The sequence below is a fragment of the Nitrobacter sp. Nb-311A genome (genome assembly GCF_000152905.1).
Lineage (GTDB): Bacteria > Pseudomonadota > Alphaproteobacteria > Rhizobiales > Xanthobacteraceae > Nitrobacter.
Map to the genome: position 1 here is coordinate 16,727 of NZ_CH672417.1, position 26,116 is coordinate 42,842.

At 61.1% G+C, this 26,116-nt stretch carries 25 protein-coding genes, 2 tRNA genes, 1 other RNA gene, 1 pseudogene and 1 riboswitch; of the genes and pseudogenes, 17 read left to right on the forward strand and 12 right to left on the reverse strand.

Translation table 11 applies throughout. The features are described from left to right. Positions 1-167: 167 nt before the first annotated feature. From NB311A_RS11345 to NB311A_RS11350, 3 genes and pseudogenes are all read left to right on the forward strand, one after another. Positions 168-716 carry a chlorite dismutase family protein gene (locus NB311A_RS11345; protein ID WP_009798693.1) on the forward strand — a complete coding sequence of 183 codons (549 nt, stop codon included), beginning with the start codon at positions 168-170 and terminating at the stop codon, positions 714-716. A gap of 103 nt (positions 717-819) precedes the next feature. Then, positions 820-972 (forward strand): annotated as a pseudogene (locus tag NB311A_RS22625) (N-formylglutamate amidohydrolase); the annotation flags it as partial. Between the two features lie 301 nt (positions 973-1,273). After that, complete coding sequence (locus tag NB311A_RS11350; protein WP_009797950.1) at positions 1,274-2,365, forward strand: IS5-like element ISNisp7 family transposase; 1,092 nt, start codon at positions 1,274-1,276, stop codon at positions 2,363-2,365. A gap of 109 nt (positions 2,366-2,474) precedes the next feature. On the opposite strand, the gene NB311A_RS20560 is transcribed toward NB311A_RS11350, so the two are convergent. After that, positions 2,475-2,639, reverse strand: a complete 165-nt coding sequence (locus NB311A_RS20560) for a DUF3309 family protein (RefSeq protein WP_009798696.1) — start codon at positions 2,637-2,639, stop codon at positions 2,475-2,477. A gap of 349 nt (positions 2,640-2,988) precedes the next feature. Further along, positions 2,989-3,441 (reverse strand): GatB/YqeY domain-containing protein, encoded by a 453-nt coding sequence (locus tag NB311A_RS11360; RefSeq protein ID WP_009798698.1) that lies wholly within the window; start codon positions 3,439-3,441, stop codon positions 2,989-2,991. Positions 3,442-3,563: 122 nt separating this feature from the next. Here NB311A_RS11360 and carA point away from each other — a divergent pair, with 122 nt between their 5' ends. Next, on the forward strand, positions 3,564-4,754 hold the full coding sequence (gene carA, locus NB311A_RS11365) for a glutamine-hydrolyzing carbamoyl-phosphate synthase small subunit (protein WP_009798699.1): 1,191 nt from the start codon (positions 3,564-3,566) through the stop codon (positions 4,752-4,754). 59 nt (positions 4,755-4,813) lie between these two features. Here the strand turns inward: carA and NB311A_RS11370 are convergent, their stop codons facing one another. Continuing rightward, entirely contained in the window at positions 4,814-5,350 is a 537-nt protein-coding gene (locus tag NB311A_RS11370; RefSeq protein WP_245256988.1) for a Dps family protein, read from the reverse strand. A gap of 396 nt (positions 5,351-5,746) precedes the next feature. On the opposite strand from NB311A_RS11370, the gene NB311A_RS21990 reads away from it, so the two are divergent. Beyond that, a tRNA-OTHER gene (locus NB311A_RS21990) sits at positions 5,747-5,821 on the forward strand. Positions 5,822-6,106: 285 nt separating this feature from the next. On the opposite strand, the gene NB311A_RS11375 is transcribed toward NB311A_RS21990, so the two are convergent. Then, a tRNA-Gly gene (locus NB311A_RS11375) sits at positions 6,107-6,180 on the reverse strand. Positions 6,181-6,579: 399 nt separating this feature from the next. On the opposite strand from NB311A_RS11375, the gene carB reads away from it, so the two are divergent. The 3 genes from carB (at position 6,580) to NB311A_RS11390 (ending at position 11,517) form a co-directional block, all read left to right on the forward strand. Beyond that, complete coding sequence (carB, locus tag NB311A_RS11380; protein ID WP_009798701.1) at positions 6,580-10,050, forward strand: carbamoyl-phosphate synthase large subunit; 3,471 nt, start codon at positions 6,580-6,582, stop codon at positions 10,048-10,050. A 323-nt stretch (positions 10,051-10,373) separates the two neighbouring features. After that, the gene (gene greA / locus NB311A_RS11385) at positions 10,374-10,850 is read left to right on the forward strand and encodes a transcription elongation factor GreA (RefSeq protein ID WP_009798703.1); all 477 of its coding nucleotides are present in this window, start codon (positions 10,374-10,376) and stop codon (positions 10,848-10,850) included. Positions 10,851-11,118: 268 nt separating this feature from the next. Continuing rightward, positions 11,119-11,517 (forward strand): DoxX family protein, encoded by a 399-nt coding sequence (locus NB311A_RS11390; RefSeq protein WP_009798704.1) that lies wholly within the window; start codon positions 11,119-11,121, stop codon positions 11,515-11,517. A 41-nt stretch (positions 11,518-11,558) separates the two neighbouring features. Here the strand turns inward: NB311A_RS11390 and NB311A_RS11395 are convergent, their stop codons facing one another. Further along, the gene (locus tag NB311A_RS11395; protein WP_009798705.1) at positions 11,559-12,038 is read right to left on the reverse strand and encodes an Lrp/AsnC family transcriptional regulator; all 480 of its coding nucleotides are present in this window, start codon (positions 12,036-12,038) and stop codon (positions 11,559-11,561) included. 259 nt (positions 12,039-12,297) lie between these two features. On the opposite strand from NB311A_RS11395, the gene trxB reads away from it, so the two are divergent. Then, positions 12,298-13,263, forward strand: coding sequence for a thioredoxin-disulfide reductase (gene trxB / locus NB311A_RS11400; RefSeq protein WP_040674966.1), 966 nt, complete (start codon positions 12,298-12,300; stop codon positions 13,261-13,263). Positions 13,264-13,268: 5 nt separating this feature from the next. Continuing rightward, the gene (locus NB311A_RS11405; protein ID WP_009798707.1) at positions 13,269-14,162 is read left to right on the forward strand and encodes a LysR family transcriptional regulator; all 894 of its coding nucleotides are present in this window, start codon (positions 13,269-13,271) and stop codon (positions 14,160-14,162) included. Positions 14,163-14,415: 253 nt separating this feature from the next. Here the strand turns inward: NB311A_RS11405 and NB311A_RS11410 are convergent, their stop codons facing one another. From NB311A_RS11410 to NB311A_RS21995, 3 genes are all read right to left on the reverse strand, one after another. Then, positions 14,416-15,096, reverse strand: coding sequence for a ParA family protein (locus NB311A_RS11410; protein ID WP_009798708.1), 681 nt, complete (start codon positions 15,094-15,096; stop codon positions 14,416-14,418). Positions 15,097-15,289: 193 nt separating this feature from the next. Continuing rightward, on the reverse strand, positions 15,290-15,601 hold the full coding sequence (locus tag NB311A_RS11415) for a hypothetical protein (RefSeq protein ID WP_040675084.1): 312 nt from the start codon (positions 15,599-15,601) through the stop codon (positions 15,290-15,292). Positions 15,602-15,714: 113 nt separating this feature from the next. Beyond that, on the reverse strand, positions 15,715-15,867 hold the full coding sequence (locus NB311A_RS21995; RefSeq protein WP_207382375.1) for a hypothetical protein: 153 nt from the start codon (positions 15,865-15,867) through the stop codon (positions 15,715-15,717). A 145-nt stretch (positions 15,868-16,012) separates the two neighbouring features. Here NB311A_RS21995 and rnpB point away from each other — a divergent pair. Next, positions 16,013-16,462, forward strand: an RNA gene (rnpB, locus tag NB311A_RS19760) — RNase P RNA component class A. A gap of 184 nt (positions 16,463-16,646) precedes the next feature. Here the strand turns inward: rnpB and NB311A_RS11420 are convergent. Further along, positions 16,647-17,855 (reverse strand): extensin family protein, encoded by a 1,209-nt coding sequence (locus NB311A_RS11420; protein WP_009798711.1) that lies wholly within the window; start codon positions 17,853-17,855, stop codon positions 16,647-16,649. A 291-nt stretch (positions 17,856-18,146) separates the two neighbouring features. Here NB311A_RS11420 and NB311A_RS11425 point away from each other — a divergent pair, with 291 nt between their 5' ends. After that, on the forward strand, positions 18,147-19,703 hold the full coding sequence (locus NB311A_RS11425; RefSeq protein WP_009798713.1) for a DUF4403 family protein: 1,557 nt from the start codon (positions 18,147-18,149) through the stop codon (positions 19,701-19,703). A gap of 215 nt (positions 19,704-19,918) precedes the next feature. Here NB311A_RS11425 and NB311A_RS11430 read toward each other — a convergent pair whose 3' ends face one another. Together NB311A_RS11430 and NB311A_RS11435 are read right to left on the reverse strand one after the other, a co-directional pair. After that, a complete protein-coding gene (locus tag NB311A_RS11430; RefSeq protein WP_009798714.1) occupies positions 19,919-20,437 on the reverse strand; it encodes a PRC-barrel domain-containing protein in 519 nt (172 codons plus the stop codon). A gap of 244 nt (positions 20,438-20,681) precedes the next feature. After that, on the reverse strand, positions 20,682-20,882 hold the full coding sequence (locus NB311A_RS11435) for a hypothetical protein (protein WP_009798715.1): 201 nt from the start codon (positions 20,880-20,882) through the stop codon (positions 20,682-20,684). A 320-nt stretch (positions 20,883-21,202) separates the two neighbouring features. Here NB311A_RS11435 and NB311A_RS11440 point away from each other — a divergent pair, with 320 nt between their 5' ends. Beyond that, positions 21,203-21,634, forward strand: a complete 432-nt coding sequence (locus NB311A_RS11440) for a transglycosylase SLT domain-containing protein (RefSeq protein ID WP_009798716.1) — start codon at positions 21,203-21,205, stop codon at positions 21,632-21,634. Positions 21,635-21,651: 17 nt separating this feature from the next. Here NB311A_RS11440 and NB311A_RS11445 read toward each other — a convergent pair whose 3' ends face one another. After that, positions 21,652-23,133: a hypothetical protein gene (locus NB311A_RS11445; RefSeq protein WP_009798717.1), complete on the reverse strand. Its 1,482-nt coding sequence runs from the start codon at positions 23,131-23,133 to the stop codon at positions 21,652-21,654. A gap of 147 nt (positions 23,134-23,280) precedes the next feature. Then, a riboswitch (TPP riboswitch) is annotated at positions 23,281-23,417 on the forward strand. Here NB311A_RS11445 and NB311A_RS11450 point away from each other — a divergent pair. The 4 genes from NB311A_RS11450 (at position 23,405) to NB311A_RS11465 (ending at position 26,052) form a co-directional block, all read left to right on the forward strand. After that, positions 23,405-24,421, forward strand: coding sequence for an FAD-dependent oxidoreductase (locus NB311A_RS11450; protein WP_009798718.1), 1,017 nt, complete (start codon positions 23,405-23,407; stop codon positions 24,419-24,421). It overlaps the preceding riboswitch by 13 nt. Then, on the forward strand, positions 24,412-24,609 hold the full coding sequence (gene thiS, locus NB311A_RS11455) for a sulfur carrier protein ThiS (protein ID WP_009798719.1): 198 nt from the start codon (positions 24,412-24,414) through the stop codon (positions 24,607-24,609). The genes NB311A_RS11450 and thiS overlap by 10 nt, the downstream gene beginning before the upstream one ends. A 65-nt stretch (positions 24,610-24,674) precedes the next feature. Then, positions 24,675-25,457, forward strand: a complete 783-nt coding sequence (locus tag NB311A_RS11460) for a thiazole synthase (RefSeq protein ID WP_009798720.1) — start codon at positions 24,675-24,677, stop codon at positions 25,455-25,457. Further along, positions 25,444-26,052, forward strand: coding sequence for a thiamine phosphate synthase (locus NB311A_RS11465; protein ID WP_009798721.1), 609 nt, complete (start codon positions 25,444-25,446; stop codon positions 26,050-26,052). The genes NB311A_RS11460 and NB311A_RS11465 overlap by 14 nt, the downstream gene beginning before the upstream one ends. The last annotated feature ends 64 nt before the right edge of the window (positions 26,053-26,116 follow it).

Below are 26,116 nucleotides of genomic sequence, written 5' to 3' on the forward strand. Positions count from 1 at the left end.
TTTTCTTCACTCGAACCGGTGCCCACTTCGCTTGAAAACGCTCTAGGAGGCGGGTATAACTGCCTGCCGCCGCCCGAGCGAATCAACTACGCACTTTTTAAGTATGTACTATATTTGTTCTTATACTATCCCCACTGCTCCATCTGTCCACAGGCACCAGAAGTGAAATGACATTCACAATCTTCACCGGCGGCGACACCGGCGCCTGGAATATCCTGTCCATGGCTTCCGTCATCGGCGACAGCCTCATGCCGGCGTCTCATCTGGCGATCGCGCCCAGCGCCTCGCTGGGCGACGCCGCCGTGACGCCGTGGCGGCTTCGCGGCGTCACCAGCCACCTGCGCTATGTCGAACGCGCCGAGAAAATTGCGCTGACCGAGGTACAGGCCGGGCTGGGACGCGCTGAAGCGACCCGTGCCGCACTGATACCGATTCGCAAGTCGGCCGCGTGGTGGGAGCTGACGCAGGATGAACGGCGAAAAGTCTTCGAGGACAAGTCGCACCATATCGCCGCCAGCCTCAAATACCTGCCCGCCATCGCGCGACAGCTCTATCATTGCCGCGATTTGGGCGAGCCATTCGATTTCCTGACCTGGTTCGAATACGCGCCTGAGCACGCAACGATGTTCGAAGACCTCGTCGGGGTCCTGCGCGCGACCGAGGAATGGACCTATGTGGAGCGCGAGGTGGATATTCGATTGGCGCGGGCAGTATGATAGCCCTTGACGCGCAGCCGGCGATCATCGCTTTGCATGAACCGCCGGTCATCGAACGCAACGTCTGCGGCTCTTCGCCCTTCCTGCTCACCTGTGACCATTACGGGGGCTGATGAATACCGGCATCGAGATCCGACAGGACTTGATTGCCAATAAGGTCGGCGAGGCGCAATGGGCCAGGCGGTTGACGAGGTTGCTCCGCAAGATTGAGGAGACGCTGATAACTCCGCAATCGTCCTGCGTAAATTTCTCCTGAGCCATCGTCATCAACGCTGATGGTTGCGGCGAAGCAATCCGATTCAGGGTGGCTGGACGGGTTGCTTCGTTCGCGTGACGCATTCGTTAGAGTCTGTCGTTGGAGTCTGTTTCAACTGCGTTGAACTCAGACTCGCCGCTTATCTTTTGGTTTGAGCATGATCATTTCCGAAAACCGGTTTCCACTTTGCGCTGGCGCGGCCCTTCGGGTCGGGATCATGCTCTAGCAGGCTGTTGAAAAAGCCAGTCGCGGCCGAGCTGTGAGCATGATTTATTGCTCCGAAGCGATTTGGAGATGATGAGTGCGCGGTGGTGACAATCTGACTGGCGAGCTGTTCAGCTACGTTGATCTGGAGGCGCGGGTTCGACGCGACCACCCGCTTCGCGCCATCCGGGTCACGGTGAACGAAGGGCTTGTCGCTTTGGAGCGGGAGTTCGCGGCGCTGTACTCGCCACTCGGGCGGCCGTCGATCCCACCCGAGAAGTTGCTCAGGGCGATGCTCTTGCAGGCGTTCTACTCGATCCGCTCGGAGCGGTTGCTTATGGAGCGGCTGGAATACGACCTTCTGTTCCGCTGGTTCGTGGGCATCGGCGTCGACGATCCAGCCTGGGACCATTCGGTGTTCTCGAAGAATCGCGAGCGGCTGCTTGAGGGCGACATCGCGGCCAAATTCCTGAGTGCGGTGCTGGCCCAGCCCAAGGTGAAGAAGCTGCTGTCGACAGATCACTTCTCGGTCGACGGCACGCTGATCGAGGCCTGGGCTTCGATGAAGAGCGTCAAACCGAAGGACGGCTCTGGCGAGCCGCCGGCCGGCGGCGTCGGGCGCAATGCCGAAGCCGACTTCCACGGCCAGAAGCGGACTAACGACACGCATGCCTCGACCACCGATCCGGACGCAAGGCTCTACAAGAAGGGCAAGGGCAAGGAGGCGAAGCTATGCTTCATGGGTCATGGGCTGATGGAGAACCGCCACGGCCTGTTGGTCGACGCCTGCCTGACGCTGGCCGACGGACATGCCGAGCGGGTGGCGGCGTTGCACATGATCGAACCTCGCGCCGACCGGCCCCTGGCCATCACACTTGGCGCTGATAAGGCCTATGACACGGAGGACTTCGTCAATGAGTTGCGCGCGATGAAGGTGACGCCGCACGTGGCGCAGAACACGAGAGGCCGAAGCTCGGCGATCGACGGACGCACGACGCGGCACAGCGGCTATGCCGTCAGCCAGCGTATCCGCAAGCGCATTGAGGAAGCCTTCGGCTGGATCAAGACGGTCGCCCGCCAGGACAAGACCCGCTTCCGCGGCCGCGACCGCGTCGAATGGGCCTTCACCTTCGCAGCCGCCGCTTACAATCTGGTGCGACTGCCGAAGCTCATGGCGGTGCCAGCATGACCCCCCGTCCCACGGCCACGCCAAACTGCTCGACAGCTCAATCCAAATCTCATCACAACGGCGATTAAGCCATCCCGAAAGCCAGACGGGACACTTCTTCAACAGCCTGCTAGATGCGTCCCATCAGGATAAGAATCAGCAGGATGACGATCACCAGGCCGAGGCCACCGCCGCCGTAATAGCCGGTGCCATAAAACGGACCGCCGCCGATGCCGCTGAATCCGCCCAGCAGAGCAATAATAAGAATGATCAGAATGATTGTGCCAATACTCATATCGTCCCTCGCTCAGGCTTAGTCATGCATAAGAAACACGATGAGGATGATCAGCGGGATTGGAATCCGGACTAACCAAAGAAGAAGTCCGCGTCCGAGGCCATCCTCGCCTCCGTGATTTTGTGAGGCGACAACGCGACGCGCGGAAGGTCGTTCCCGCGCAGGAACCGAACTATTATTGCCGTCGAAATGGAACCAATTCAGGAATGGCGCGGGACTCAAAGCTTCGAGAAGCGGCAATCCGTGTGGAGCGAAAGATCGGGATGAGCTGTGGCCTGATCGGCGTGATACGCCGTCAGCCGAGCCCATCTTCTCAAACTCAGGTCGGGAAAATGTGTGCCTCGCCGTTTTATGTCAGGGCGGCCTTCACCACGCCGCTGGCCCTGCCGAAATCCATCTGCCCCGCATATTTGGCCTTCAGCGCGCCGATCACCTTGCCCATGTCCTTGATGCCGCTCGCGCCGGTCTCGGCGATCACGGCGGCAACAGCCGCTTGTACGTCGTTGTCGGACATCTGCTTCGGCAGATAGACTGAGATAACGGCGATCTCGGCGCGCTCCTGCGCCGCCAGTTCCTCGCGGCCGCCTTTTTCGTAAAGAGCGACCGACTCCTGCCGCTGCTTGATCATCTTCTGCAACAGGCCGAGCAGGTCGCCGTCCGAGAGCGGCGGCTTGCCGTGCCCGCGCGCTTCGATGTCGGCGTTCTTGATGGTGGAGTTGACCATGCGCAGCGTGGACAGCTTGCGCTCGTCCTTGGCCTTCATCGCCTCCTTGACGGCGTTGTTGATGTCATCGCGCAGCATCCGAACGTCTCCCCTAGTGGTCTAACACCGCCAAATCAGGTCGAAATCAGATGTAAGCCGCGCCGGCGCGCCAGACAACCGGAGTTTGACGCGGTGCGATGGCCGGGCTATGTCATGCGCTCATGACCCCATCGGAAAACGTCTCAGCCTGGCCGGACCTTAAGCCGACCGCGCTTCTCGTGCTGGCCGACGGCACCGTACTCGAAGGCTTCGGCTTCGGCGCGGAAGGACAGGCGGTCGGAGAGGTCTGCTTCAACACCGCGATGACCGGCTACGAGGAAATTCTCACCGATCCCTCCTACGCCGGACAACTCATCACCTTCACTTTTCCGCATATCGGCAACGTCGGCGCCAACGACGAAGACATCGAAACCGTGAACATGGCGGCGACGCCCGGCGCGCGCGGCGTCATCCTGCGCAGCGCCATCACCTCGCCGTCGAACTACCGCGCCGCCAAACACCTCAACGCCTGGCTAAAGGCGCGCGGCATCATTGGCATCTCGGGCATCGACACCCGCGCGCTGACCGCCCTGATCCGCATTCGCGGCATGCCCAGCGCGGTGGTCGCCCATGCGAAGGACGGGCTGTTCGATTTGCACGGCCTGAAAAAAGATGCCCGCGCGTGGCCCGGTCTCGAAGGCATGGACCTCGTGCCGATGGTGACGTCGAGCCAGCGCTATACCTGGGACGAAACGCCGTGGCAGTGGGACAAGGGCTTCGGCCGCCAGGATAACCCGGAATTCAACGTCGTCGCCGTCGACTACGGCATCAAGCGAAACATCCTGCGCCTGCTCGCCGGCGAAGGCTGCAAGGTCACGGTGGTGCCGGCTACCACCTCGGCGGAAGACATCCTGGCGATGAAGCCGGACGGAGTGTTCCTGTCAAATGGCCCGGGCGATCCGGCCGCGACCGGCAAATATGCCGTGCCAATGATCCGGAAAGTAATTGATTCCGGCACGCCGACCTTCGGCATCTGCCTCGGTCACCAGATGCTCGGCCTCGCGGTCGGAGCGAAAACCAAGAAGATGCATCAGGGTCATCACGGCGCCAATCATCCGGTCAGGGACGAGACGACCGGCAAGGTGGAGATCACCTCGATGAATCACGGCTTTGCCGTGGACCACGCGACGCTACCCAAGGGTGCGAAGCAGACACACGTTTCGCTGTTCGACGGCTCCAACTGCGGCATCGAACTCGAAGGCAAGCCGGTATTCTCGGTCCAGTATCATCCGGAGGCTTCGCCGGGACCGCGCGACTCCCACTATTTATTCAAGCGCTTCGCCGATCTGATGCGAGAGAATAAGCGCGCATAACAACAGCGCCCTCATCCGCGAGGGAGGACGATCCGGTGAATGGAGAACCGCCTGCTTAATCAGGCTTCGTTGCCGCCTTCCTGACGACTGGCCTCGAACAAGAACCAGGTCCTGCGTTCAGCCGCATCTATGAAATTTTCGAGCAGGCTTGCGGTCGCGACGTCCTCATACTTGTCGCAAATATCATGGGCCTTGCGCATGGCAGCGGTAACTTTCTTGTTGTCGTTCATCAACTCGCGCAACATCTCCTGCGGAGGGACAAAGCTCTCATCGTTGTCTTCGAGAGTCTGCAGTTTGGCGACCTGACCGATCGAACGCAGCGTGGTGCCGCCAATCTTGCGAACCCGCTCGGCAATCTCGTCGGTGGTGCCGAATATCTGCTCCGACTGTTCGTCGAGCAGCAGATGGTAGTCGCGGAAGTGCCGGCCGCTGACATGCCAGTGAAAGTTTTTGGTCTTCAGGTAAAGCGCAAAAGTATCGGCCAGTATCGTGTTCATGGCGGCCGAAATTTTGTCGACTCCTTCCTGTGAAAGATCGGTCGGCGTGTCGAGCACAGGGTTTACTTTCCGCAAGGTGGAACTTTTGGCGTGGGACACGATGCACTCTCCTGTTTTGAAAAGCATATGGCGAGATGTGCGCGCGTGCGAGGCACACGGCCGGAAGGCCGCTTTCAGGACCTGCCAACGCGCTATTCTGCGACAAGTTCGCTAACGCGCAATTCCACCAGAGGTTCCAGGCACGGAACACAAGGATTGGCTCAAACCCTTCTGGATGAGTGGATCGAGTCCTTCGATAACTCCCACGCGATCCACGTCAGCAACCCGCATCGAAGGTCCGGTTGCAGACCAACCCGTCGCAAAATGACGTTTGTCGCCTGCACGCCTTACAAGTCTCCGCGGCACCGAGGCCACGCAATAGATGCACACTGGCGGGATTAACGTTAAGCGGCGGTAGGACTCGCCATCCGACGATTGTTGCGGAATATTGCGGGCGGCCCGGTGGCGGAAGTTCTACGCGGGAGCTGTGCAAAGCTTTTTATCCTGGTTCAAGTCCAGGCTGGGCCTCCAACTTTTTCAACGCTCACAACCTCCGGCGTGATGCTGCGGCGCAACCGCTCGGAATGCATGCCCCTCTTCACGACAAGAAAAGCTCGCGAGCGCGGGCTGTTATCTTGCAAGTGTTGCCCCTGACAATGATGCGGTAGGCTGGTGACGGTGATACCCGAAGCTGCGGCGGACCGCCGTAACTCCAGCCGTTATTGTCTGGGAAGGACTATCCGCGTCGTCCACTGGGCGAGATCGAAAGCAATTCGCCGATTATGATGACGGGAGGACAACAACGCTGGATGATGATGGAGCGGATTCGATGAATCGAACATCGGTCTGCGACCTGGAAAGCCGCTGCTTTGCCACTAAGCTAAATCCGCGCAAATCAGTGCATAGCATACCGCCGCCGCTGTTGCTGCCCGAAGCTGGAATTAACGTTACATTGAGCATGATGACCCATTCGCGCCCGAGAATACCGGCCCGGAGGTCGGATGGCGGGTCGGCCGCCGGGGCTTCGAGACTACCCGATCACGGCATCGGTTGCCGCGGCCAGTCTGCTCTCAAGCCCTTCGCGGCCGCATGGAGCCCTGGCCAGGAACAGGCGCAAAGGATTTTTGCGCCTTCAAATCGGGAATTGCCAGTTGATGAAGCCCTTATAATCCTTCCCCACCCTGGAAATCTGGTCTAAAGACAGCCCGCGCGCGAAGATCGCGCTCTTGCTCAAGGGACGCGCCGCTGCGCGCCCTTTTTTTGTGCCCAGTTTTCAGTTCCGGGTCTTTATGCCTAAACGCACCGACATATCGACCATCCTTATTATCGGCGCCGGCCCGATCGTTATCGGACAGGCCTGTGAATTCGACTATTCCGGCACCCAGGCGGTGAAGGCGCTGAAGGAGGAGGGCTACCGGGTCGTCCTAGTCAATTCCAATCCGGCGACGATCATGACCGATCCCGAACTGGCCGATGCTACCTACATCGAGCCGATCACTCCCGAAATCGTCGGCAAGATCATTGAAAAGGAACGCTACGTCATTCCCGGCGGCTTCGCACTGCTGCCGACCATGGGCGGTCAGACCGCGCTGAACTGCGCATTGTCGCTGCGCCGGCAGGGCACGCTGGATGAGTTCGACGTCGAGATGATCGGCGCAACAGCAGATGCCATCGACAAGGCCGAGGACCGGCAGCTGTTCCGTGAGGCCATGACCAAAATCGGCCTGGAGACGCCGAAATCGCGGCTCGCCAACGCATCCGCGATGAAAAAGGCCGATCGCGACAGCTACCTCGCCGAGAAAGAAAAGCTCTCGGGGGAAGCATTGGCCGAATTCGAGCGGCAATGGACCCTCGGCGAGAACGAGCGGCGGAAGCGCTATCAGCAGCAGGCAATGGCGGAAGCGTTGATGGCGCTGTCCGAGATCGGCCTGCCTGCGATCGTCCGCCCCTCCTTCACCATGGGGGGCAAGGGCGGCGGCATCGCCTACACGCGCGACGAATTTCTCGACATCATCGAACGCGGCCTCGATGCCTCGCCGACAAACGAAGTGTTGATCGAAGAAAGCGTGCTCGGCTGGAAAGAGTACGAGATGGAGGTCGTCCGCGACAAAAAGGACAACTGCATCATCATCTGCTCGATCGAGAACCTCGATCCGATGGGCGTGCACACCGGCGACTCCATCACGGTGGCGCCGGCGCTGACGCTGACCGACAAGGAATACCAGATCATGCGCGACGCCTCGCTGGCGGTGCTGCGCGAGATCGGCGTCGAGACCGGCGGCTCCAACGTGCAGTTCGGCGTCGATCCCGTCGACGGGCGCATGGTCATCATCGAGATGAATCCACGAGTATCGCGCTCCTCGGCGTTGGCATCAAAGGCGACCGGCTTCCCCATCGCCAAGGTCGCGGCGAAACTCGCAATCGGCTACACGCTCGACGAAATCGCCAACGACATCACCGGCGGCGCGACGCCGGCATCGTTCGAGCCCAGCATCGACTACGTCGTCACCAAAATTCCGCGTTTCGCCTTCGAGAAATTTCCCGGCGCTTCGACCACGTTGACGACCTCGATGAAATCGGTCGGCGAGGTGATGGCGATCGGCCGCACCTTTCAGGAAAGCCTTCAAAAGGCGCTGCGCGGCCTGGAGACCGGCCTCACCGGCCTCGACGAAATCGATATCGAAGGGATGGGCAGAGGCGACGACAAGAACGCGATCCGCGCGGCGCTCGGCATCCCGACTCCCGATCGCCTGCTGCAAGTCGCGCAAGCGATGCGGCTTGGCTGGACCGACGAGGAAATCTTCAATTCCTGCAAGATCGACCCCTGGTTCCTCGCCGAGTTGCGCGGCATCGTCGAGATGGAGAACAAAATCCGTGCTCACGGCCTGCCGGGCAACACCTTCGGGATGTGCACGCTCAAGGCGATGGGTTTCTCGGACGCGCGGCTCGCAGTGCTCTCAGGCAGGACCGAAGCGGAGGTCAAGGCGCTTCGCCGCACGCTCGGCGTGCGCCCGGTCTACAAGCGCATCGACACCTGCGCCGCGGAATTCGCCTCGCCGACAGCCTACATGTACTCGACCTATGAAGCGCCGTTCGCGGGCTCAGTCGCCGACGAAAGCGCACCGTCGGATAAGACGAAGGTCGTTATCCTCGGCGGCGGTCCCAACCGCATCGGCCAGGGAATCGAGTTCGACTATTGTTGCTGCCATGCGTGCTTCGCGCTGTCGGAAGCCGGCTATGAGACCATCATGGTCAACTGCAACCCGGAAACGGTCTCGACCGACTACGATACCGCTGACCGGCTCTACTTTGAGCCGCTGACGGCCGAGGACGTGCTGGAGATCATCGACACTGAGCGGCAGAACGGCACGTTGCACGGCGTGATCGTGCAGTTCGGCGGCCAGACGCCGTTGAAGCTTGCACGCGCTCTGGAAGCGGCCGACGTGCCGATCCTCGGCACTTCGCCCGAAGCCATTGATCTCGCGGAAGACCGCGACCGATTCAAGCGCATCCTCGATCGACTGAAACTGAAGCAACCGAAGAACGGCATCGCCTATTCGGTTGAGCAGGCGCGGCTGGTGGCCGCCGATCTCGGCCTGCCGCTCGTGGTGCGCCCTTCCTATGTGCTGGGCGGCCGCGCCATGCAGATCATCCGCGAGGATAGCCAGCTCGGCGACTATTTGCTCGGCACCCTGCCCGAACTTGTGCCGGCCGACGTCAAGGCCCGCTATCCGAACGACAAGACCGGCCAGATCAACACCGTGCTCGGCACCAACCCGCTGCTGTTCGATCGTTATCTCTCCGATGCCACCGAGATCGACGTTGATTGTCTCGGCGACGGCAAGGACACTTACGTCGTCGGTATCATGGAGCATATCGAGGAGGCCGGCATCCACTCCGGCGACTCGGCCTGCTCGCTGCCGCCGCGTTCGCTCGATGAGGCCACGATCGCGGAGCTGGAGCGGCAGACCCGCGAGCTTGCGCTCGGGCTCGATGTCGTCGGTCTGATGAACGTGCAATACGCTATCAAGGACGGTGAGATCTACGTGCTGGAGGTCAACCCCCGCGCCTCGCGCACGGTGCCGTTCGTCGCCAAGGTGATCGGCCTGCCCGTCGCCAAGATTGCGGCGCGGATCATGGCCGGCGAGAAGCTCGCCGACTTTAAGCTCGGATTGCAAAAGCTCGGTCACGTCGGCGTCAAGGAATCGGTCTTCCCCTTCGCGCGCTTTCCGGGCGTCGATACGGTACTCGGCCCGGAAATGAAATCGACCGGCGAAGTGATGGGCATCGACCGCTCGTTCGAGATCGCCTTCGCCAAGAGCCAGCTCGGCGGCGGCACCCATCTGCCGCGCAAAGGCACGGTGTTCGTCTCGGTCCGTGAGACCGACAAGATGCGTATCCTCGCGGCGGTGAAGCTGCTGGCGTCGGCCGGCTTCAGGGTGATGGCGACGTCGGGAACGCAACGCTACCTGACCGACAGCGGCGTTCCGGCTGAAAAAATCAACAAGGTACTGGAAGGACGGCCGCATATCGTGGATGCCATCACCAACGGTGAGGTGCAATTGGTGTTCAATACTACTGATGGGCCGCAGGCCCTCGCTGACAGCCGCTCGCTGCGGCGCGCTGCCCTCTTGCATAAAGTGCCATATTACACCACTCTTTCGGGAGCCGTGGCGGCCGCGCAGGGTATCCGCGCCTATTTGGGCGGGGACCTTGAGGTTCGCACGTTGCAGAGCTATTTTTCCAAGACCCAGGCCTGAATTCGGACTTGATCGGCCCCGATAGCCGGTCTGCAGGAGCCCAAAGAAGTGGAACCTGCAGGCTGCGGTGATGTTTTTGTCCGACCCAGGCTGGTCGCCTACTGTGGCGATCAAGACGGTGCTTCGTTGCCTCGACGAGTCCCAAGCGAACTTCTGAACCCACTTACATCGGAATCCTACAGTTTCCGAATTCGCACCAAAGGGGCCGCAAGGAAAAGACATGCGGGCATCGGAATCGAAATATAAGGCGAATGCGGCTTCCGGACGGAAAGCCGCTTCGCGCAACGCGGCAGCGCTGCCGATGAAGCGAAGGACGAAGTGAGATGGTCGATAAGGTTCCGATGACCCGAGGCGGGCATGCCGCCCTCGCAGACGAACTGAAGAAGCGCCAGTCGGTGGACCGGCCGCGCATCATCGAGCAGATCGCCGAGGCGCGCTCGCATGGCGATCTGTCGGAGAATGCGGAGTATCATGCCGCAAAAGAAGAGCAATCGCACAACGAGGGCCGCATCGCGGAACTCGAAGACAAGCTGGCGCGCGCCGATATCATCGACGTCAGCAAGCTTTCCGGCGACACCATCATGTTCGGCGCCACCGTGACGCTGATCGACGAGGATACCGACAAGAAGGCGGTGTGGCAGATCGTAGGCGAAGCCGAAGCTGACGCCAAGCAAGGCCGCATTTCAATCACCTCGCCACTGGCGCGCGCCCTGATCGGCAAGAAGAAAGGCTCTTCCGTTGAAGTCGTCGCGCCTGGAGGCGCCAAGGCTTACGAGATCGCAAAGGTGGAATGGTTATAGCGGAAGATCAGGGCCTCTAAACTGTGGGGCGGATAATCCCTATATTTGCCGCCAATTCCAAACTCGTCCGCGGCCTCCCGGCCTTGACAGTTCCCGCCTCGCGCTGGGAAGGTCGAATGCCGGGCGACCAGGGAGACGATCCGCAGGCGGAACAGGCGTCGGCATGTTCCAAGCGTGGAACAATTTTATGCCCCCGATGTTAGGAAGGTCGGCTTGGTGCGAACGCGCGATGCTGATTTTTTGAGATGTCACCCGGGGGAGCCGGCCCATGGATCAAATTCTTGCCAGATGGCAGCCGACCGTTCTCAGTTTGCTTCGTTTCATGAGCGGGCTCCTGCTCATGCAACACGGCACTGCCAAGCTCCTGGGCTTCCCGTCTCTGCCAATGTTCGCCGATTTGCAAATCGTCTCGCTGGTTGGGGCTGCCGGAGTCATTGAACTGGTTGGCGGCGGGCTTCTGGTCGTCGGGCTGTTCACGCGGGCGGCGGCCTTCATCACGTCGGGCATGGCGGCGGTCGGCTACTTCATGGTGCATGCGCCGCAGAACTTCATGCCGATCGTTAATCACGGCGAACTGATCGCGCTTTACTGTTTTGTTTTCTTTTATCTGGTGTTCGCCGGCGGCGGTCCGATCAGCCTCGATGCGATGCTGCGCAAAAAGGTCTGATCCCAGCGATCAACTGGCTCGCGTGTTGGGCGCGTGTTACCTCAGCCCGGCGCTTTCAGCTCCAACGGCACCGCCGGGGCGTATTTGGAATTGTGAAGCACCAGCGAGGTCCGCACGTTGCGTACATGCGGCGCAGCGGTGAGATGCGCGACGAAGTCCTGAAATGTGGCCATATCGGGCGCCACGCATTTCAGGATGAAGTCGACCTCGCCTGACAGCATCCAGCACTCGCGCACGAGCGGCTCGCGACGCACGAACTCCTCGAATGCGCGCAGATCGGCATCTGCCTGACTCGCCAGATGAACCGACGCAAAAACCGTGACTTCAAAACCGAGCCGCTGCGGATCGAGCAATCCGCGATATCCCTGAATATAACCCTCTTCCTCCAGCGTCCGGACTCGCCTCAGACACGGCGGCGGCGAAATGCCGACCCGTTTCGCCAGCTCGACGTTGGTGATCCGGCCGTCGGCCTGAATCTCACCTAGAATCTTGAGGTCGATCTGGTCCAGACTCTTCGTCACGCCTATCCGAATCCCGAAAGCCGGCCATGAATCGCGGCAGGCTTCTAGTTAACGCAGATCGGGGCGCTTACGCAATTTTATTACGCCCACTCTCCTGCTTTCGACCTTTTAGATGAATTTTTCCGCGCAGCGGGTTGCATTTCTCGCATAGCTAGGCAGATATGCATCACGTCATCCTGATGTTTTCATGCTTTCATGCGGCTTCTGCGCAATCGTCTCGCAGCGCGCGCAAGCCAGCTTCCAAAGGTCCGCTATACTCATGCCCGCCCCCACCCGAGCCAAGGTTGTCATCATCGGCTCTGGCCCGGCGGGCTATACGGCGGCGATCTATGCGGCGCGCGCCATGCTGGAACCGGTGCTGATCCAGGGAATCCAACCGGGCGGCCAGCTCACTATCACCACCGACGTTGAAAACTATCCCGGCTTCGCGGACGTGATCCAGGGACCGTGGCTGATGGAGCAGATGGAGAAACAGGCGACGCACGTCGGGACCCGAATCCTAACCGATACCGTGAATTCTCTCGATGTATCGCAGCGGCCGTTCCGGCTGACCTGCGACAGCGGCGACGTCTATCTTGCCGAAACCGTGATCCTCGCAACGGGCGCGCAGGCGCGCTGGCTCGGGCTACCGTCCGAAGACAAATTCAAGGGATTCGGTGTCTCCGCGTGCGCGACCTGCGACGGCTTCTTCTACCGGGGCAAAAACGTGATCGTGGTTGGCGGGGGCAACACAGCGGTCGAGGAAGCGCTCTTCCTCACCAATTTTGCCTCGCAGGTCACCCTTGTCCATCGCCGCGATCACTTCCGCGCCGAACGCATCCTGCAGGACCGCGCGTTCAAGCATCCGAAGATCAGAATTATCTGGGACAGCGTCATCGACGAAATCTGTGGCGGCGAAGATCCTCCCAAAGTTACCCATGTACGGCTGAAGGACGTCAAAAGCGGAGCACTCACCGACGTCGCAGCCGACGGCGTCTTCATCGCGATCGGTCACGCACCTGCGACCGAACTCGTAACCGGGAAGGTCAAACTGAAGCCGTCGGGCTATGTCGAAGTTGCGCCGAACTCGACGGCAACGTCTGTGCCGGGGCTGTTCGCCGCCGGCGACGTCGCGGATGAGGTTTATCGCCAAGCCGTGACAGCCGCCGGCCTGGGCTGCATGGCCGCGCTGGAAGCCGAACGGTTTCTCGCCGCGCACGCGGGTGACCGCGCCGCGGCGGAATAACTGCCATGGATTGGGACAAGCTAAAAGTGTTTCACGCCGCGGCCGAAGCCGGGAGCTTCACGCACGCCGGCGAGCAGCTCGGACTGTCGCAATCTGCCGTATCGCGCCAGGTCGGCGCGCTGGAGCAGGAACTCTCAGTACCGCTGTTTCATCGTCATGCGCGCGGTCTGATCCTGACCGAACAGGGTGACTTGCTGTTTCGCACCGCGCATGAGGTCTTCATGCAATTAAAGGCGGCGCGCGCACAGCTCGCCGACAGCCGCGAAAGACCAAGCGGCGACCTCAAAGTGACGACCACCCCGGGAGTCGGCATCAACTGGCTGATTCCGCGGCTTGGCGAATTCACCTCGCTGTATCCGGAGATCAGGATCTCGCTGCTTTTGACCGACGAAGAGCTCGATCTGTCGATGAGGGAAGCCGACATCGCGATCCGCATATACAAGCCGACCCAGCCCGACCTGATTCAGCGCAAGCTGTTTGCCATATGTTTCCATGCCTACTGTTCGACCGAATACGTCAAGCGTTTCGGCACACCGCGAACGCTTGAGGAACTCAGTGGCCACCGTATCATCCTGCTCAACGAGACTCAGGCATCGCCCCATCTGCAGAACCGCAATTGGCTGATCGAGGCCGCTCGCAGCCGCTCAGGACCGCACGAACCCTACTTCACGGTCAACAACATACTGGGCCTGTTCAGCGCCTGTCAGCAAGGTCTCGGCATAGCGGCGCTGCCGGATTATCTGGTGGGCGGGAACAATCTCCTGGTGCAGTTGTTCAGCGAGTCCGATTCGATTCAGCTCGATACTTACTTCGTGTATCCCGAAGAGCTGAAATCCGTCGCGCGGGTCCAGGCCTTCCGCGACTTCGTGGTCAGCAAGGCGCAGCGCTGGCCGTCCTGATCCGGTCTATTTTGATCTCGAGCATGATCCCGAAAAGCGGAAACCGATTTTCGGAAAAGATCATGCTCAAACAGAAAGATAAGGGACGAGTCCGGTTCAACGCAGTTGAAATAGACTGTAGCGCGTTTTCTTCACGCGAAGCGGTGGCCATCCCCGGGTCAAGCCCGAGGACATGCTTCGCTCGAAAAAGCTCTGGCGCAAAAAGACAAACGCGCGAGATCCGCGCGCTTTATCACCGGCATCGAGGCGACGATCAGGCCGCGTTCTTGTGCATGGTCCCGCTCGAGGACACCGCTCCGCGGATCGCTTTGACCGAGCGTTCGATCGCCGCCCACAGCCGCCCGATCTCGGAGGCAGCGCGGCCCTGGGAATCGTATTCACGGGCGCCTTCGCCATGGGCAAGCGCCAGAAGAAGGTCTGCGCGATTGGTAATCTGGCCGCTCCAAACCGGAGCGCGGAATTTCGCCAGAGCCTCGCGCGCAATGGTAACGATCGGGCTTTCAGAGCCATCGCGCATCGCCGGCGCACCATTGATGACGACGGCGTAAGGCCTGCGCGCGGACCGGCAGCTCTGGATCGTGCCCTGGACGGCATTAACGTCGAACACGCCCGGCCGCGCGGGAATCACAACCATTGTCGCATTCCGTATGGCGTCGTCGACGACGGCCGACAGATTTGGTGGCGTGTCGATGAAGACCCACTCGACACCATCGCGCTTCGCGGAGTTGATGATTTCGGTGACGGAGCGATTGGCTGTCCGGATCGGAGGCTCGTTGGTGCCGCGCAACTTGTGCCAAAGCGTCAGCGATCCTTGCGGATCGGCATCGACAAGCAGGCAGGGCCTCGAAGCCTTATGAACTTGCGCGGCAAGATGAGCGGCCAGGGTACTTTTGCCTGAGCCGCCCTTACGCGATGCGAAAACAATAACGTTCATACCTTGGTCTCCCGATTGACCCCGGAGAATAAAATGAATCAGCATACTGATTCGTTAAAGACAAATTTTACCGTCGACGGCCGCCACGCGCCCGTCTTTCATGCGTTTGGGGCATTTTGGAGTCACATCGCTGTCGGATGTCGAGACACTCTCGGGGAGAAGAGATCCGGGTCTTGAACCGTTGAGCAAAGCCTTACAACGGGCGTTTCGCAGCCTTTCGCTCCATCCATTTGCGCTCGATCCATCCCAGTGTCCGCGCCGTCGGTCTCTGCAGAAACGGCAGATCCTGCGCGATCAAAACGACACCAAGAGGCAACATCCACAGGCCGAGAACCGGCAGAAAACTGAAGATGCCGCCGACGATCAGCGTCCCCGCCAGTGGAACGCGAACCAGCCGCGAGGACGGCTTGCGCACCCAACCCATAAACCTCGCGAATCGTCGCGGCATTTTACCCTCAAACCGGGCAAGGTGCCGATCCAGTTCCGCTCGGTGATCACTGCTCACTTTTCGCTCCATGACGCTCCATGACAAAGAGATGTTGATTTGTCACAGCGCCGCAAGGGGCGGGATGTCGCGCAGACGTCTCGCAAAAATACTCCCGATCGCGTTGTCGGATTTTAGAATCCAAAGCTCCAGACGACGCTCACCACCGCCAGCGTCAGGAAAGTGCTGAGCGTCCAGCCGATGGCATAGTTTTTCTCCTCCGGCACGATTCCGCGCATGTCTTCCAGCGCTCCGCGTGTGGGACGTCGAAGATGTAAATCCATCATAGCCACCTCCCTGTGGCAGACACTGCCGTGACGTTCCAATGGCGGGGAGCAACGCAAGTTCCCTTGGCCTGCGAATATCTGAAATAATCACCACCCGGCGCTGCATGACTTGACGGCGCGTCACACAACGGTCATGCGTACCGCATCAGTCAGCCGGACGGTCGCTCCCGCTCGGGCCGAAAGGCTTGCGGGAGAGGAAAGTCCGGGCTCCATCGACATACGGTGCCGGATAACGTCCGGCGGGGGCGACCTCAGGGATAGTGCCACAGAGAACGAACCGCCGCTCCACCCTCTCCCTCCGCTTGCCGGAAGAGTGAGGATGCGGGCGGTAAGGGTGAAAAGGTGCGGTAAGAGCGCACCGCGTCTCCGGCAACGGAGACGGCATGGCAAACCCCACCGGGAGCAAAACCGAATAGGGACAGCATCGCGAGAGGTTCGCCTTTGGCGATAACATCGCAGGGCCATGTCGGGCTCGCTGTCCGGGTAGGTTGCACGAGGCAACGTGCAAACGTTGTCCCAGAGGAATGGCCGTCACGTACCGTGTGCGCAAGCGTGCGGTGCCCTACAGAACCCGGCTTACAGGCTGGCTGATATCCGCAAAGCGTTTTGAATCGAAACGAACTTGCGGTTCGCCCGAGGAAAACGTGTCTCACGGTGAATGAGGGGTTCGGCGAGCCGGACCCCTCGCCGACGAAAACGCACGGCAGGACAGAAGACCACGGCTCGACTCCGCCGGGAATCAAACAGCCGCGAACATGACATCCGGCGCAGGCCAGCCACTATTCGTCGTAATCCGCCTCGCTGGCGTAACTATGCGAATGGTTCTTGTGTCCGCCAAACGATCCCGTCACAGCCGGCTCGCGGCCGGCATACGAACCGCGCGCGGCGGCGCGCGCGGCAATTTCCTCGCCTGATACCGGAGCGGGCTTGCAGACCGTGCGGCGACTCGCGCGGCGCATCAGATCGACATGGATATGGTTGTAGTGATGGACGTTGGAGCCGGGCGCCAGCACCGTGGCGAAGCGCTGACAGGCGGATGCTTCAACGTCGCGGAGGAAACCCTGCTCTTCCGGCAAACCCTTCCAGCCGTGCTGCACCGAAACGTATCGTCCATCCGCCAGCGTGAACCCGGCAATATCCAGCGCATTGCCGAAGGCGTGCTCGGAAATGTGCGCGCGCGGATTGCCGTTCATGCCACGGCAGGAATAGGCTGAGATCTGCTTGATCTCGGCCACTCGGGCGCCGAACCAGCGCATCGCCGCCGGCTGCACCGCATCCGCTAGCCAGCGATCGAGCGCCGAGACGATCGGGCAAGCAAGGGTCGCGGAAGGCTTCACCGCGACGGGACCGACCGCGCTGGTGACGATCCCGCGCGCAGATCCGAGACGCAGCGATGAATCCCGTGGCAAATCCGGCGCGGGCGCTGGCGGATATGTGGAGGATCGTGTGCTGCCGTAGGACTGGGATTGCGGCGGCGGATACGATTGCCCGTAACGGTCGTTCGGCGATGCGTGATAATCCCGCGTTCCCTCCGGCGGCAACTCGATGCGACCCTCGGCAGGCGAGACGCCCGGCGCGGTCAGCGAAACCGGCCCGCCCGATCCGTCGCCATAGGACGGCCGAGGAGCTGATGTGTCGGGGTATTGCGGCGACGGCGACTGGTAAGTGGGCTGCGCGATCGGCCAGCGCGGCTGGCGGCCGATTGACGCGGGGGGCCTGAGATCCTCGTCTGCAAAGCCGTACGCCGGACTTTCGCCGAGCGCCGAGACCTTCAAGGGAAATTCCGCGCCGCAAATTCCGGGACCATTGATCGAACGGATACGAACCAGGTCGGGACTTTCCTTGACTTCGCCGGATTTCAGGCATGCGACCTCGGCCTCGGCTCGCCACGGTTCGCGCACCGCAGTCTGGAAAAGACCGCGCCCGCAACCGGCCAACGATACAAGGACGACGGAGCCGACGAAATACAGGGCAACTCTGCGCGTCATCCGCGCACGTTCGACGAATTTATTTAAAGCTTCTTCAACAGGTTGCTTTCAGCGATTTTTAACCACGTCGTTGCGCTGCACGATGGAAATTCGAGGGATCGTATCGAACCGGTCGCAGGCTGTCGCGTTACCTCCGATGGCGTGGAGGGTCGTCCATGACTTTCGCGGGCCGCATGAGCATCGTCACCGCCTATATCGCGCTCGCCTTCGTGGGGGCGATTGTACTCGGCGTCTTTTAGCCAAATTTCCCGCATCTGGTCCCGCATACGGACAATGGAGTTGGGGAAGTAAATGCGGCCGAGGTTCAGCCTCAAGACCATTCTGCTCGGCGTCGGGGTCCTTGCGGTCTCGTTTCTTGTCAGTCTCAAGGCAATGGACTGGTTGTCGCCCCGCAAACTCGACAAGCCCGCGGTCGTGACATTGCCACCGCTTCCCCCTATCAGCCGCAATTCGAGCATCGTCGCGCCGATCAGGATACCGCTGACGCTCATTCGCGACGCAGCCGAGCGCGCGGCTCCGCATAACTTCGCTGGCAAGGCCGACAATCCCGCAGCGCAGATTCTTCAGAACGCGGACATCGGATGGACCGCATCCCGCGGCGCGATCAGCGCCACCGGCGCCAACGACGTACTGTCGCTGTCGACGCCGTTGACCGGCGCCGTCAAGGTGACCGGATCGCTATCGGCCAATGCCCAGGATGCAGTCGGCAACGCACTCGCGGGCGTGCTCGGCGGCGACATCGCCAAGCGGATCGGCCGGGTGAACATCAAGAACCTGAACGCCAATGCCGAAATCAAGGGCGATGTCCAGATGACGGCACGGCCGACGCTGGCCGAGAACTGGCACATTGATCCCGGCATAACCGCGCAGGTGAATCTTGGGGACACCAACCTTTCGGTCGCGGGCGCGCGCCTCAATGTGCCGTCACAGGTCAAACCCGTTATCGACAGGGCGGTCAACGAACAGATCGCAAGCCTGCAGCAGCGCATTCGTAACGATCCCGCTCTGGAGAGCAACACGCGGCGGCAATGGACGCAGATGTGCCGCTCGATCCCGTTGCGGGGCGCGGCGGGACTGCCAGACCTCTATCTCGAACTGAAGCCGGTTCGCGCTATCGCAGCCCAACCGCACATTGATGCCGGCAACGTCACGCTGACGGTCGGCGTCGAAGCCGAGACCCGGATCACCACCGCAGCAACCAAACCAAACTGCCCGTTCCCCAAGACACTCGCCATCGTGCCGGCCACGCCGGGCAAACTGAGCATCGGCGTTCCGGTCGACATGCCCTTCACCGACATCAACAAGATCATCGAGGCACAACTCGCCGGCAAGACATTCCCCGAAGATGATCGCGGCGCGGCTGAAGTCACCGTCAAACACGTCAGTGTCGCGGCTGCGGGCGACCGCCTTCTGATCTCGCTTCTGGTTGATGCGAAGGAGAAGAAAAGCTGGTTTGGCTTCGGGGGAGAGGCCACAATTCAAGTCTGGGGTAAACCTGTTCTCGACCCCGCCCAGCAGATCCTGCGTCTGACAGACATCCGGCTTGCAATCGAATCCGAAACAGCGTTCGGCCTGCTCGGCGCTGCCGCGCGAACGGCAATGCCCTACCTGCAAAACGCTTTAGCGGAGAAGACGGTGCTCGACCTCAAACCGTTCGCATCGAATGCGCGACAGAAAATCGCCGCAGTGATCGCGGACCTTCAGAGAAGCGCGAACGACGCTCGGGTCACGGCAGAAATCAGCAGTCTGAAGCTTGCGGGCCTCGCCTTTGATTCGAAGACGCTACGCGTGATCGCCGAAGCGGCCGGCACGGTGAACGTCGAACTCAAGACGCTGCCCGCGCTGTGAGATCCCGATTAATCAACCCGGCGGATAGCTGAGATGCTATCGGCCGCAAGAGTCCGTTTCAACTAGTTGAATCAGACTCGTCGCTTATCTTTTTTTTGAGAACGATCTTTTCCGAAAACCGGTTTCCACTTTTCGGGATCATGCTCCAGGCAACCGAATAAACACGCCCGGTAAAAAAACCGGGCGCGTTGTCAGTCTACCGTTCATTTAGCGGCTCACGTCGAATACTTGAATTCCGGCATCGACTCGAGCTGTTGCTTGGTCGCGCTGAAAACCGCGTGATCCGGATACCATGAATTCGTGTTCGTATTCGTCGTGTTCGTCGTAGCCGGCGCGGACGTCGAGGAGCCCGTGGTGGTTCCCGTAGTTGTGCTGCTTCCCGACGCGGACTGTACAGGCGTGTCGACGAACTTCAACTTGTCGAAGGATACCGCAACCAGGCGTTCTCCGACGCCCAGGAATCCGCCAACACCGATCACTGCCGCTTTGATCGTTCCGTCCTTGTTCAAAAGGAGATCGCTGATCGAGCCGAGCTTCTCGTTGGTATCATTATAAACATTAAGGCCGACCATCTTCGACGAACGCCAGGTGCCATGATAACCGGACTCTGACGATGTCGTAGCGGCCGGAGCATTCATGCTGTGGTTCGGTGTGGCGTTTGGCGTTTGCGCGACCGCCGCCGTTACCAGCAGCGCGGAGCCAATCAACGCGGCCGTCATATGTTTCGAGATCATCAGTAGGGTCTCCTTCAGTTAAGATGGAGTAGCGAGAACCCGTCACGCTAGGAGTGGTTCCACGGAGCGCCGCGGATAAATTCGGTTCCAATCCGGCAAACAACGTAAGGGATCTGCGGAAGTGACATCGTCACGAATGACGCACGCAAGCGCTGCCGGCTCTCGCAGCACAGCGCGACCAATGACCGCGAGCGATGCGTCATAGTCGTTCCTCGAGACTTCCGGTGCAGCTGCAACGACCCTGTCAAGCAGCGTTCGCACGCTGCTCGTCGTTCGTCTGGCCGAAAAAAGCGACAGCTTCGAACTTGTAGCCACAATGAACGCAGTGCCAGAGATACGAAGTGCGGCGCGGTCCGTCCTCAAACCAGATCGGATTTGGAATCGGACAGCCGCATTGCGCACAAGGATTTTGGTGAGGCAAATAATCAGATACGGCAGCGACCATGACGCTTCTCCCATCTGCTTTTGCTGTCTGCAAATTACAGCGAGCGCAACTTGCCGGGAATCCGCATTGTTCCTTCTGGCGCGACAAATTTTTTCGATATTCCGCCAGCGCTCGCTTCAGGTCGAGATGGCCGAGCGCCGCAGCGCATTGTCACATGAGGATCGAGTTTCTTTGCCATCCTGCCTCGGGGGCTGCGCCCCGTCACTTTTCGCCAGTTTTGCCATAGGAAAGGCACGATTGGGGCGATAGAAAAGGCTGACCGTGATGGGGTGCTCGTGACAAGTTTCCGCAGATTTGTTCCGCTTCTTGTTTTTATTGCAATGGCATGGCCGCAGCCGTCGACCGCGCAACACGCGGAATACGCGACCATGGTGGCGACGCACGCGCAAGCCAACGGCGTTCCCGTCGAGCTTGTTCACCGCGTCATCATGCGTGAAAGCCGTTATAATCCGCGCGCGGTGCATCGCGGAAACTACGGCATGATGCAAATCAAGCTCGGGACCGCCCGCAGCCTCGGCTACACAGGCACCGCCGAAGGTCTGCTCGATCCTGAAACCAACCTCACCTATGCAGTCAAGTATCTCGCTGGCGCATACCAGGCAGCTCACGGTAACCACGACCGCGCGGTGGCTTATTACGCTAGCGGCTATTACTACGCGGCGAAGCGGCAACGGCTCCACCACGTCAGACACGAGACCATGAGCGCCGATGCACGCCCCCCCGGCGCGCCGCTGTCGATCGCGCCGCGCTGAACGCGGTCGCATTCTATTCAATCCAGCGCCGGCCTGATCTTCGGAGCGGTGTTAGCAAGCCGCATATGCACCACCGCATCGCCATCGCCGTAAACCCGCCGCCATCCATCGAGACGGTCGAGCAGATGGACCGCCGGCGATGCGGGATCGAGCAGCGTCGCGTCGATGCGGTAGCCGTCGAGCAGTGACAGAAACTTGCCCACGTCCCGAAGCTGAATCGCGTTGTGGTGGGCGAGCACAAATCGTTCTCCGTACAGTTCGGTGCGGCCGTCGATGAAAACCGGCACGTCCGCGGCGATCAACGATCCCCCGAAGTCGTAATCGTTGAGAACGCGGCGGGCGCCTTGATCCTTAAGCGCCTGAACGGCGCCCGTCAGCGACTTCCCCGCCAAAGGAACGTATGAATGGCCGGCGGTGAACGCGGCAGAAAAGCCGCCGAGCCCGAACGCGACCACGGCAAGCCAGAACGTTGGCAGAGGCAGGCGCGCGACTGCTCCGTTACGGAGCGCCGCGAACTGCGCCGAAAGCGGTTCAGCGACCACGAGCGGCAGCAGGAATGCGAATACCTCGATATTGCGATTGTGCGCCATTGCCATCTGCGAAAGGCCGATCGTCAGCAGAACCCGAGGCGGCGTCAGCCGGACGCCGCGATAAAGCGCAAGACCGAGAAGGCCGAGCAAACACACCTCGAACGCGCCGAGGCGTGAAAAATCGACCGGCCGCCATTCGCCAATCAGCGACAGCGCCTCCCCGAGCCCGAGGATGTTTCGCGCCGCCAGCAGCGAGCCCCAGCCATAGGGGGTGAGACAGCTCGCACCGAACGCGGCGATCGCGAAAAGTGTCCAGCCGAGCGCCGCTCGTGTCCGCTGCGCGGCACCCGTATTCCAAAGGGCATCGAGCGCGAAAGCGCCGACCAGCACCAGGCCGAACACGAAGCCGCCATGGAGGTTGGCCCACAGGATCATCAGCGGCAACAACCACGGCGAAGGCGTCTTGCCGCGCCCGCTGGCCGACGCCAGACCACTCGCCCATCCTATCATCACCGGCATCGCCAATACGTGCGGCCGAGCCAGAAGGTGCGGCATCGCCAGCACCAGAACCCCACACACGACCACCCCTGCTTGAAGCGGCGGCAGGAAACGGCAAAGGGCGTGCGCAAGCAGCGCGAAAGCCGTAGCGGCCGCAAGCGCCGTCAAAATCACGACGCCAGCCCAGCCGCCGAAATCGTACGCCTGCGCGAACAACACCTGCGACAACCATGATGACGATATCCAGGGCTCGCCGGCGCGGGTGAAGGAATAGATGTCTGTGAAGGGCACCGCATGGTGCGCAAGAATCCACTGTCCGACCTTGATCTGCCAGAACATATCGGGGTCGTTCAGCAGACTGTCGCCACGGATCAGCAACAACAGGTAGACGCCCGCCCCCGCGACGAGCCAGGCTGGAGCGAATGCGATGTTGCTGCGTCCGCCAATCCGCTCTGTGTTCTCAACGCTCATTCGGATGATCTCGATGGAACCTGCGACTCGGCCGCTGCGGACAACTTTCAGGGCTAAAGCATAATCTCAGGTAAAACGTGGAACCTTTCCGTTGTCGACGATGAGGCTTGCCGCGCGTTGACACCCTTGGCTTTCGGTCTAGATTAGGGATGTTCCGAGGGGTGCTCCGTGGGGGAGCTGAGATACCGCAAGCTTGCAATTCGAAGATGAATCGCAAGGACCGCGGTGACCCTTTGAACCTGATCCGGGTCATGCCGGCGAAGGGACAGGGATGCTTCAGAAGGCGCGGGAGAAACGGGCGACGACTCCGATCGCGGTGATCGGCGCAGGCATTGCCGGCGCGTGGCAGGCGTTGCTGTTCGCCAAGGCCGGACACGCGGTCACGCTTCACGAACGCGGCAATGATGCAATGGCGTCTGCCACCAGCTATTGGGCCGGCGGCATGCTGGCGCCGTGGTGCGAAGCCGAGGTGTCCGAACCTCTCGTCACCCGTCTCGGCCTTCGCTCGCTGGCGCTGTGGCGCGAACACGCTCCCGACACGCCTTTCAACGGTTCCCTCGTGGTGGCCCATCCACGCGACCGCTCCGATTTTGAGCGTTTCGCGCACATGACTTCAGGACACCAGCGCCTTCAGTGCGATGAGGTAAGCAAACTCGAGCCGTCGCTCGACGGCCGATTTCGCGAAGCGCTGTTCTTTCCCGACGAAGGCCACGTCGAGCCGCGCCGCGTGTTGCCCGAACTGCACGCGTGCATCCGCGCCGCCGGTGGCCAGATCCAATTCGGCAGCGCGCCGGAGGCGTCCGGCATCGAGGCGCTGGCGATCGATTGCCGCGGTCTCGCCGCGCGCGACACATTCCCGGACCTGCGGGGCGTCAAGGGCGAGGAGATCATCGTCGAAACCGACGAGATCGTGCTGTCGCGCCCGGTTCGACTCCTGCATCCCCGATGGCCGCTCTACATCATTCCGCGCGAGGGCAATCGCTTCATGATCGGCGCGACCTCGATCGAACGCGAGGACGACGGCGTCAGCGTACGTTCCGCGCTGGAACTGCTCAGCGCGGCTTACGCGGTGCATCCGGCCTTCGGCGAGGCGCGGATCGTGGAGATCGGTTCGGGTCTGCGGCCTGCGTTTCCCGACAACCTGCCGCGCATCGCGATCGGCAAGGAACGCATCGCGGTCAACGGGCTTTTCCGCCATGGCTTCCTGCTTGCGCCGGCCCTGGCGGAACTGACGCTCGGCTATGTCGCGCGCGGGGAGATCGACAACGAGGTGATGCAATGCAGGTGACCGTCAATGGCGAACGGCGGGAGGTCATGGCGCAGACCGTGGATGCGCTGCTGAGCGAACTCGACTACGAGAGCACGCATGTGGCGATCGCCGTGAATTTCGACGTGCTGCCTAAAAGCCGCTGGGCGGATACGGCGCTCAAGAGCGGCGACGAGATCGAGATCATCACGCCGCGGCAGGGAGGGTAGAGCATGATCCCGAAAAGTGGGAACCGGTTTTCGGATCAGATCATGCTCAAACAAAGAGACGCATAATGGTTTCGTTCTATGATCGCGAATTCTCCTCGCGGCTGCTGATCGGCACGGCGCTCTATCCGTCGCCGAAAATCATGCAGGACGCGATCCGCGCCGCGGGTAGCCAGATCGTCACGGTATCGCTGCGGCGGGAAACCGCGGGCGGCAAGACCGGCGACGCGTTCTGGTCGCTGATCCGCGAGCTGGATGTCACGGTGCTGCCGAACACCGCCGGATGCAAATCCGTGCGCGAAGCGGTCACCACGGCGAAGCTCGCGCGCGAGCTGTTCGGTACGTCCTGGATCAAGCTCGAAGTCATCGCCGACAACGACACGCTGCAGCCTGATGTGGTTGGACTCGTCGAAGCCGCCGCCATTCTTATCAAGGATGGCTTTGACGTGTTTCCCTATTGTACCGAAGACCTTGGCGTCGCGATGCGGCTGGTCGACGCGGGCTGCAAGGTGGTGATGCCATGGGCCGCGCCGATCGGCAGCGCGAGAGGCATCACCAACCGCGACGCATTGAGGCTGCTGCGCGAGCGCCTGCCCGACATCGCGCTCGTCGTCGATGCCGGAATCGGCGCGCCGAGTCACGCCGCCCAGGCCTGCGAACTCGGCTACGACGCCGTGCTGCTCAACACAGCCGTCGCCAAGGCCGCCGATCCCGTTGTCATGGCGGGCGCCTTCAGGCTGGCGGTGGAAGCCGGCCGCAGCGCTTATGAGGCGGGCCTGATGGAGGCCCGCGACTTTGCCTCGCCATCAACCCCCGTAGTAGGGACACCGTTCTGGCATGCCGTATCCTGATCGCTTTTATCCCGTCATCGACACGCTGGACTGGGTGCGCCGCCTGATCGGACTCGGCGTAGGCACGGTGCAGTTGCGATTAAAAGACCTGAACGATGGCGAAGCGCTGCAACTGGTCAGCGACGCGCTGGAGATCGTCAAGGGCACGCAGACGCGGCTCGTGGTCAACGACTACTGGCGCGCGGCCATTGTCGCCGGAGCGAAGCACGTTCATCTCGGCCAGGAAGATCTGGCGGCGGCCGACGTCCACGAGATCCGCAAAGCCGGGCTGACCCTCGGCCTCTCCACCCACGATGACGCCGAACTCGACAGCGCGCTCGCAGCCGAGCCGGACTATATCGCGCTTGGTCCGATTTTTCCGACCACGCTGAAAGCGATGCGGTTCGCGCCGCAGGGAATTCCAAAGATCACCGAGTGGAAGAGGCGCGTCGGCAACATCCCGCTGGTCGCGATCGGCGGCATCAAGCTGGAGCAGGCGGCGGAGATTTTCGCGGCCGGCGCCGATTCCATCGCGGTGGTCAGCGATGTGACGCAGAACCCCGACCCCGATGCACGAGTGAAAGCATGGCTCGAACAGGTGACTGAAACCGCATGAGGCACCATCATGCAAACATCTATCTTTATCGCACGGCTGATCGGCCCGGTGATGATCGTGGTCG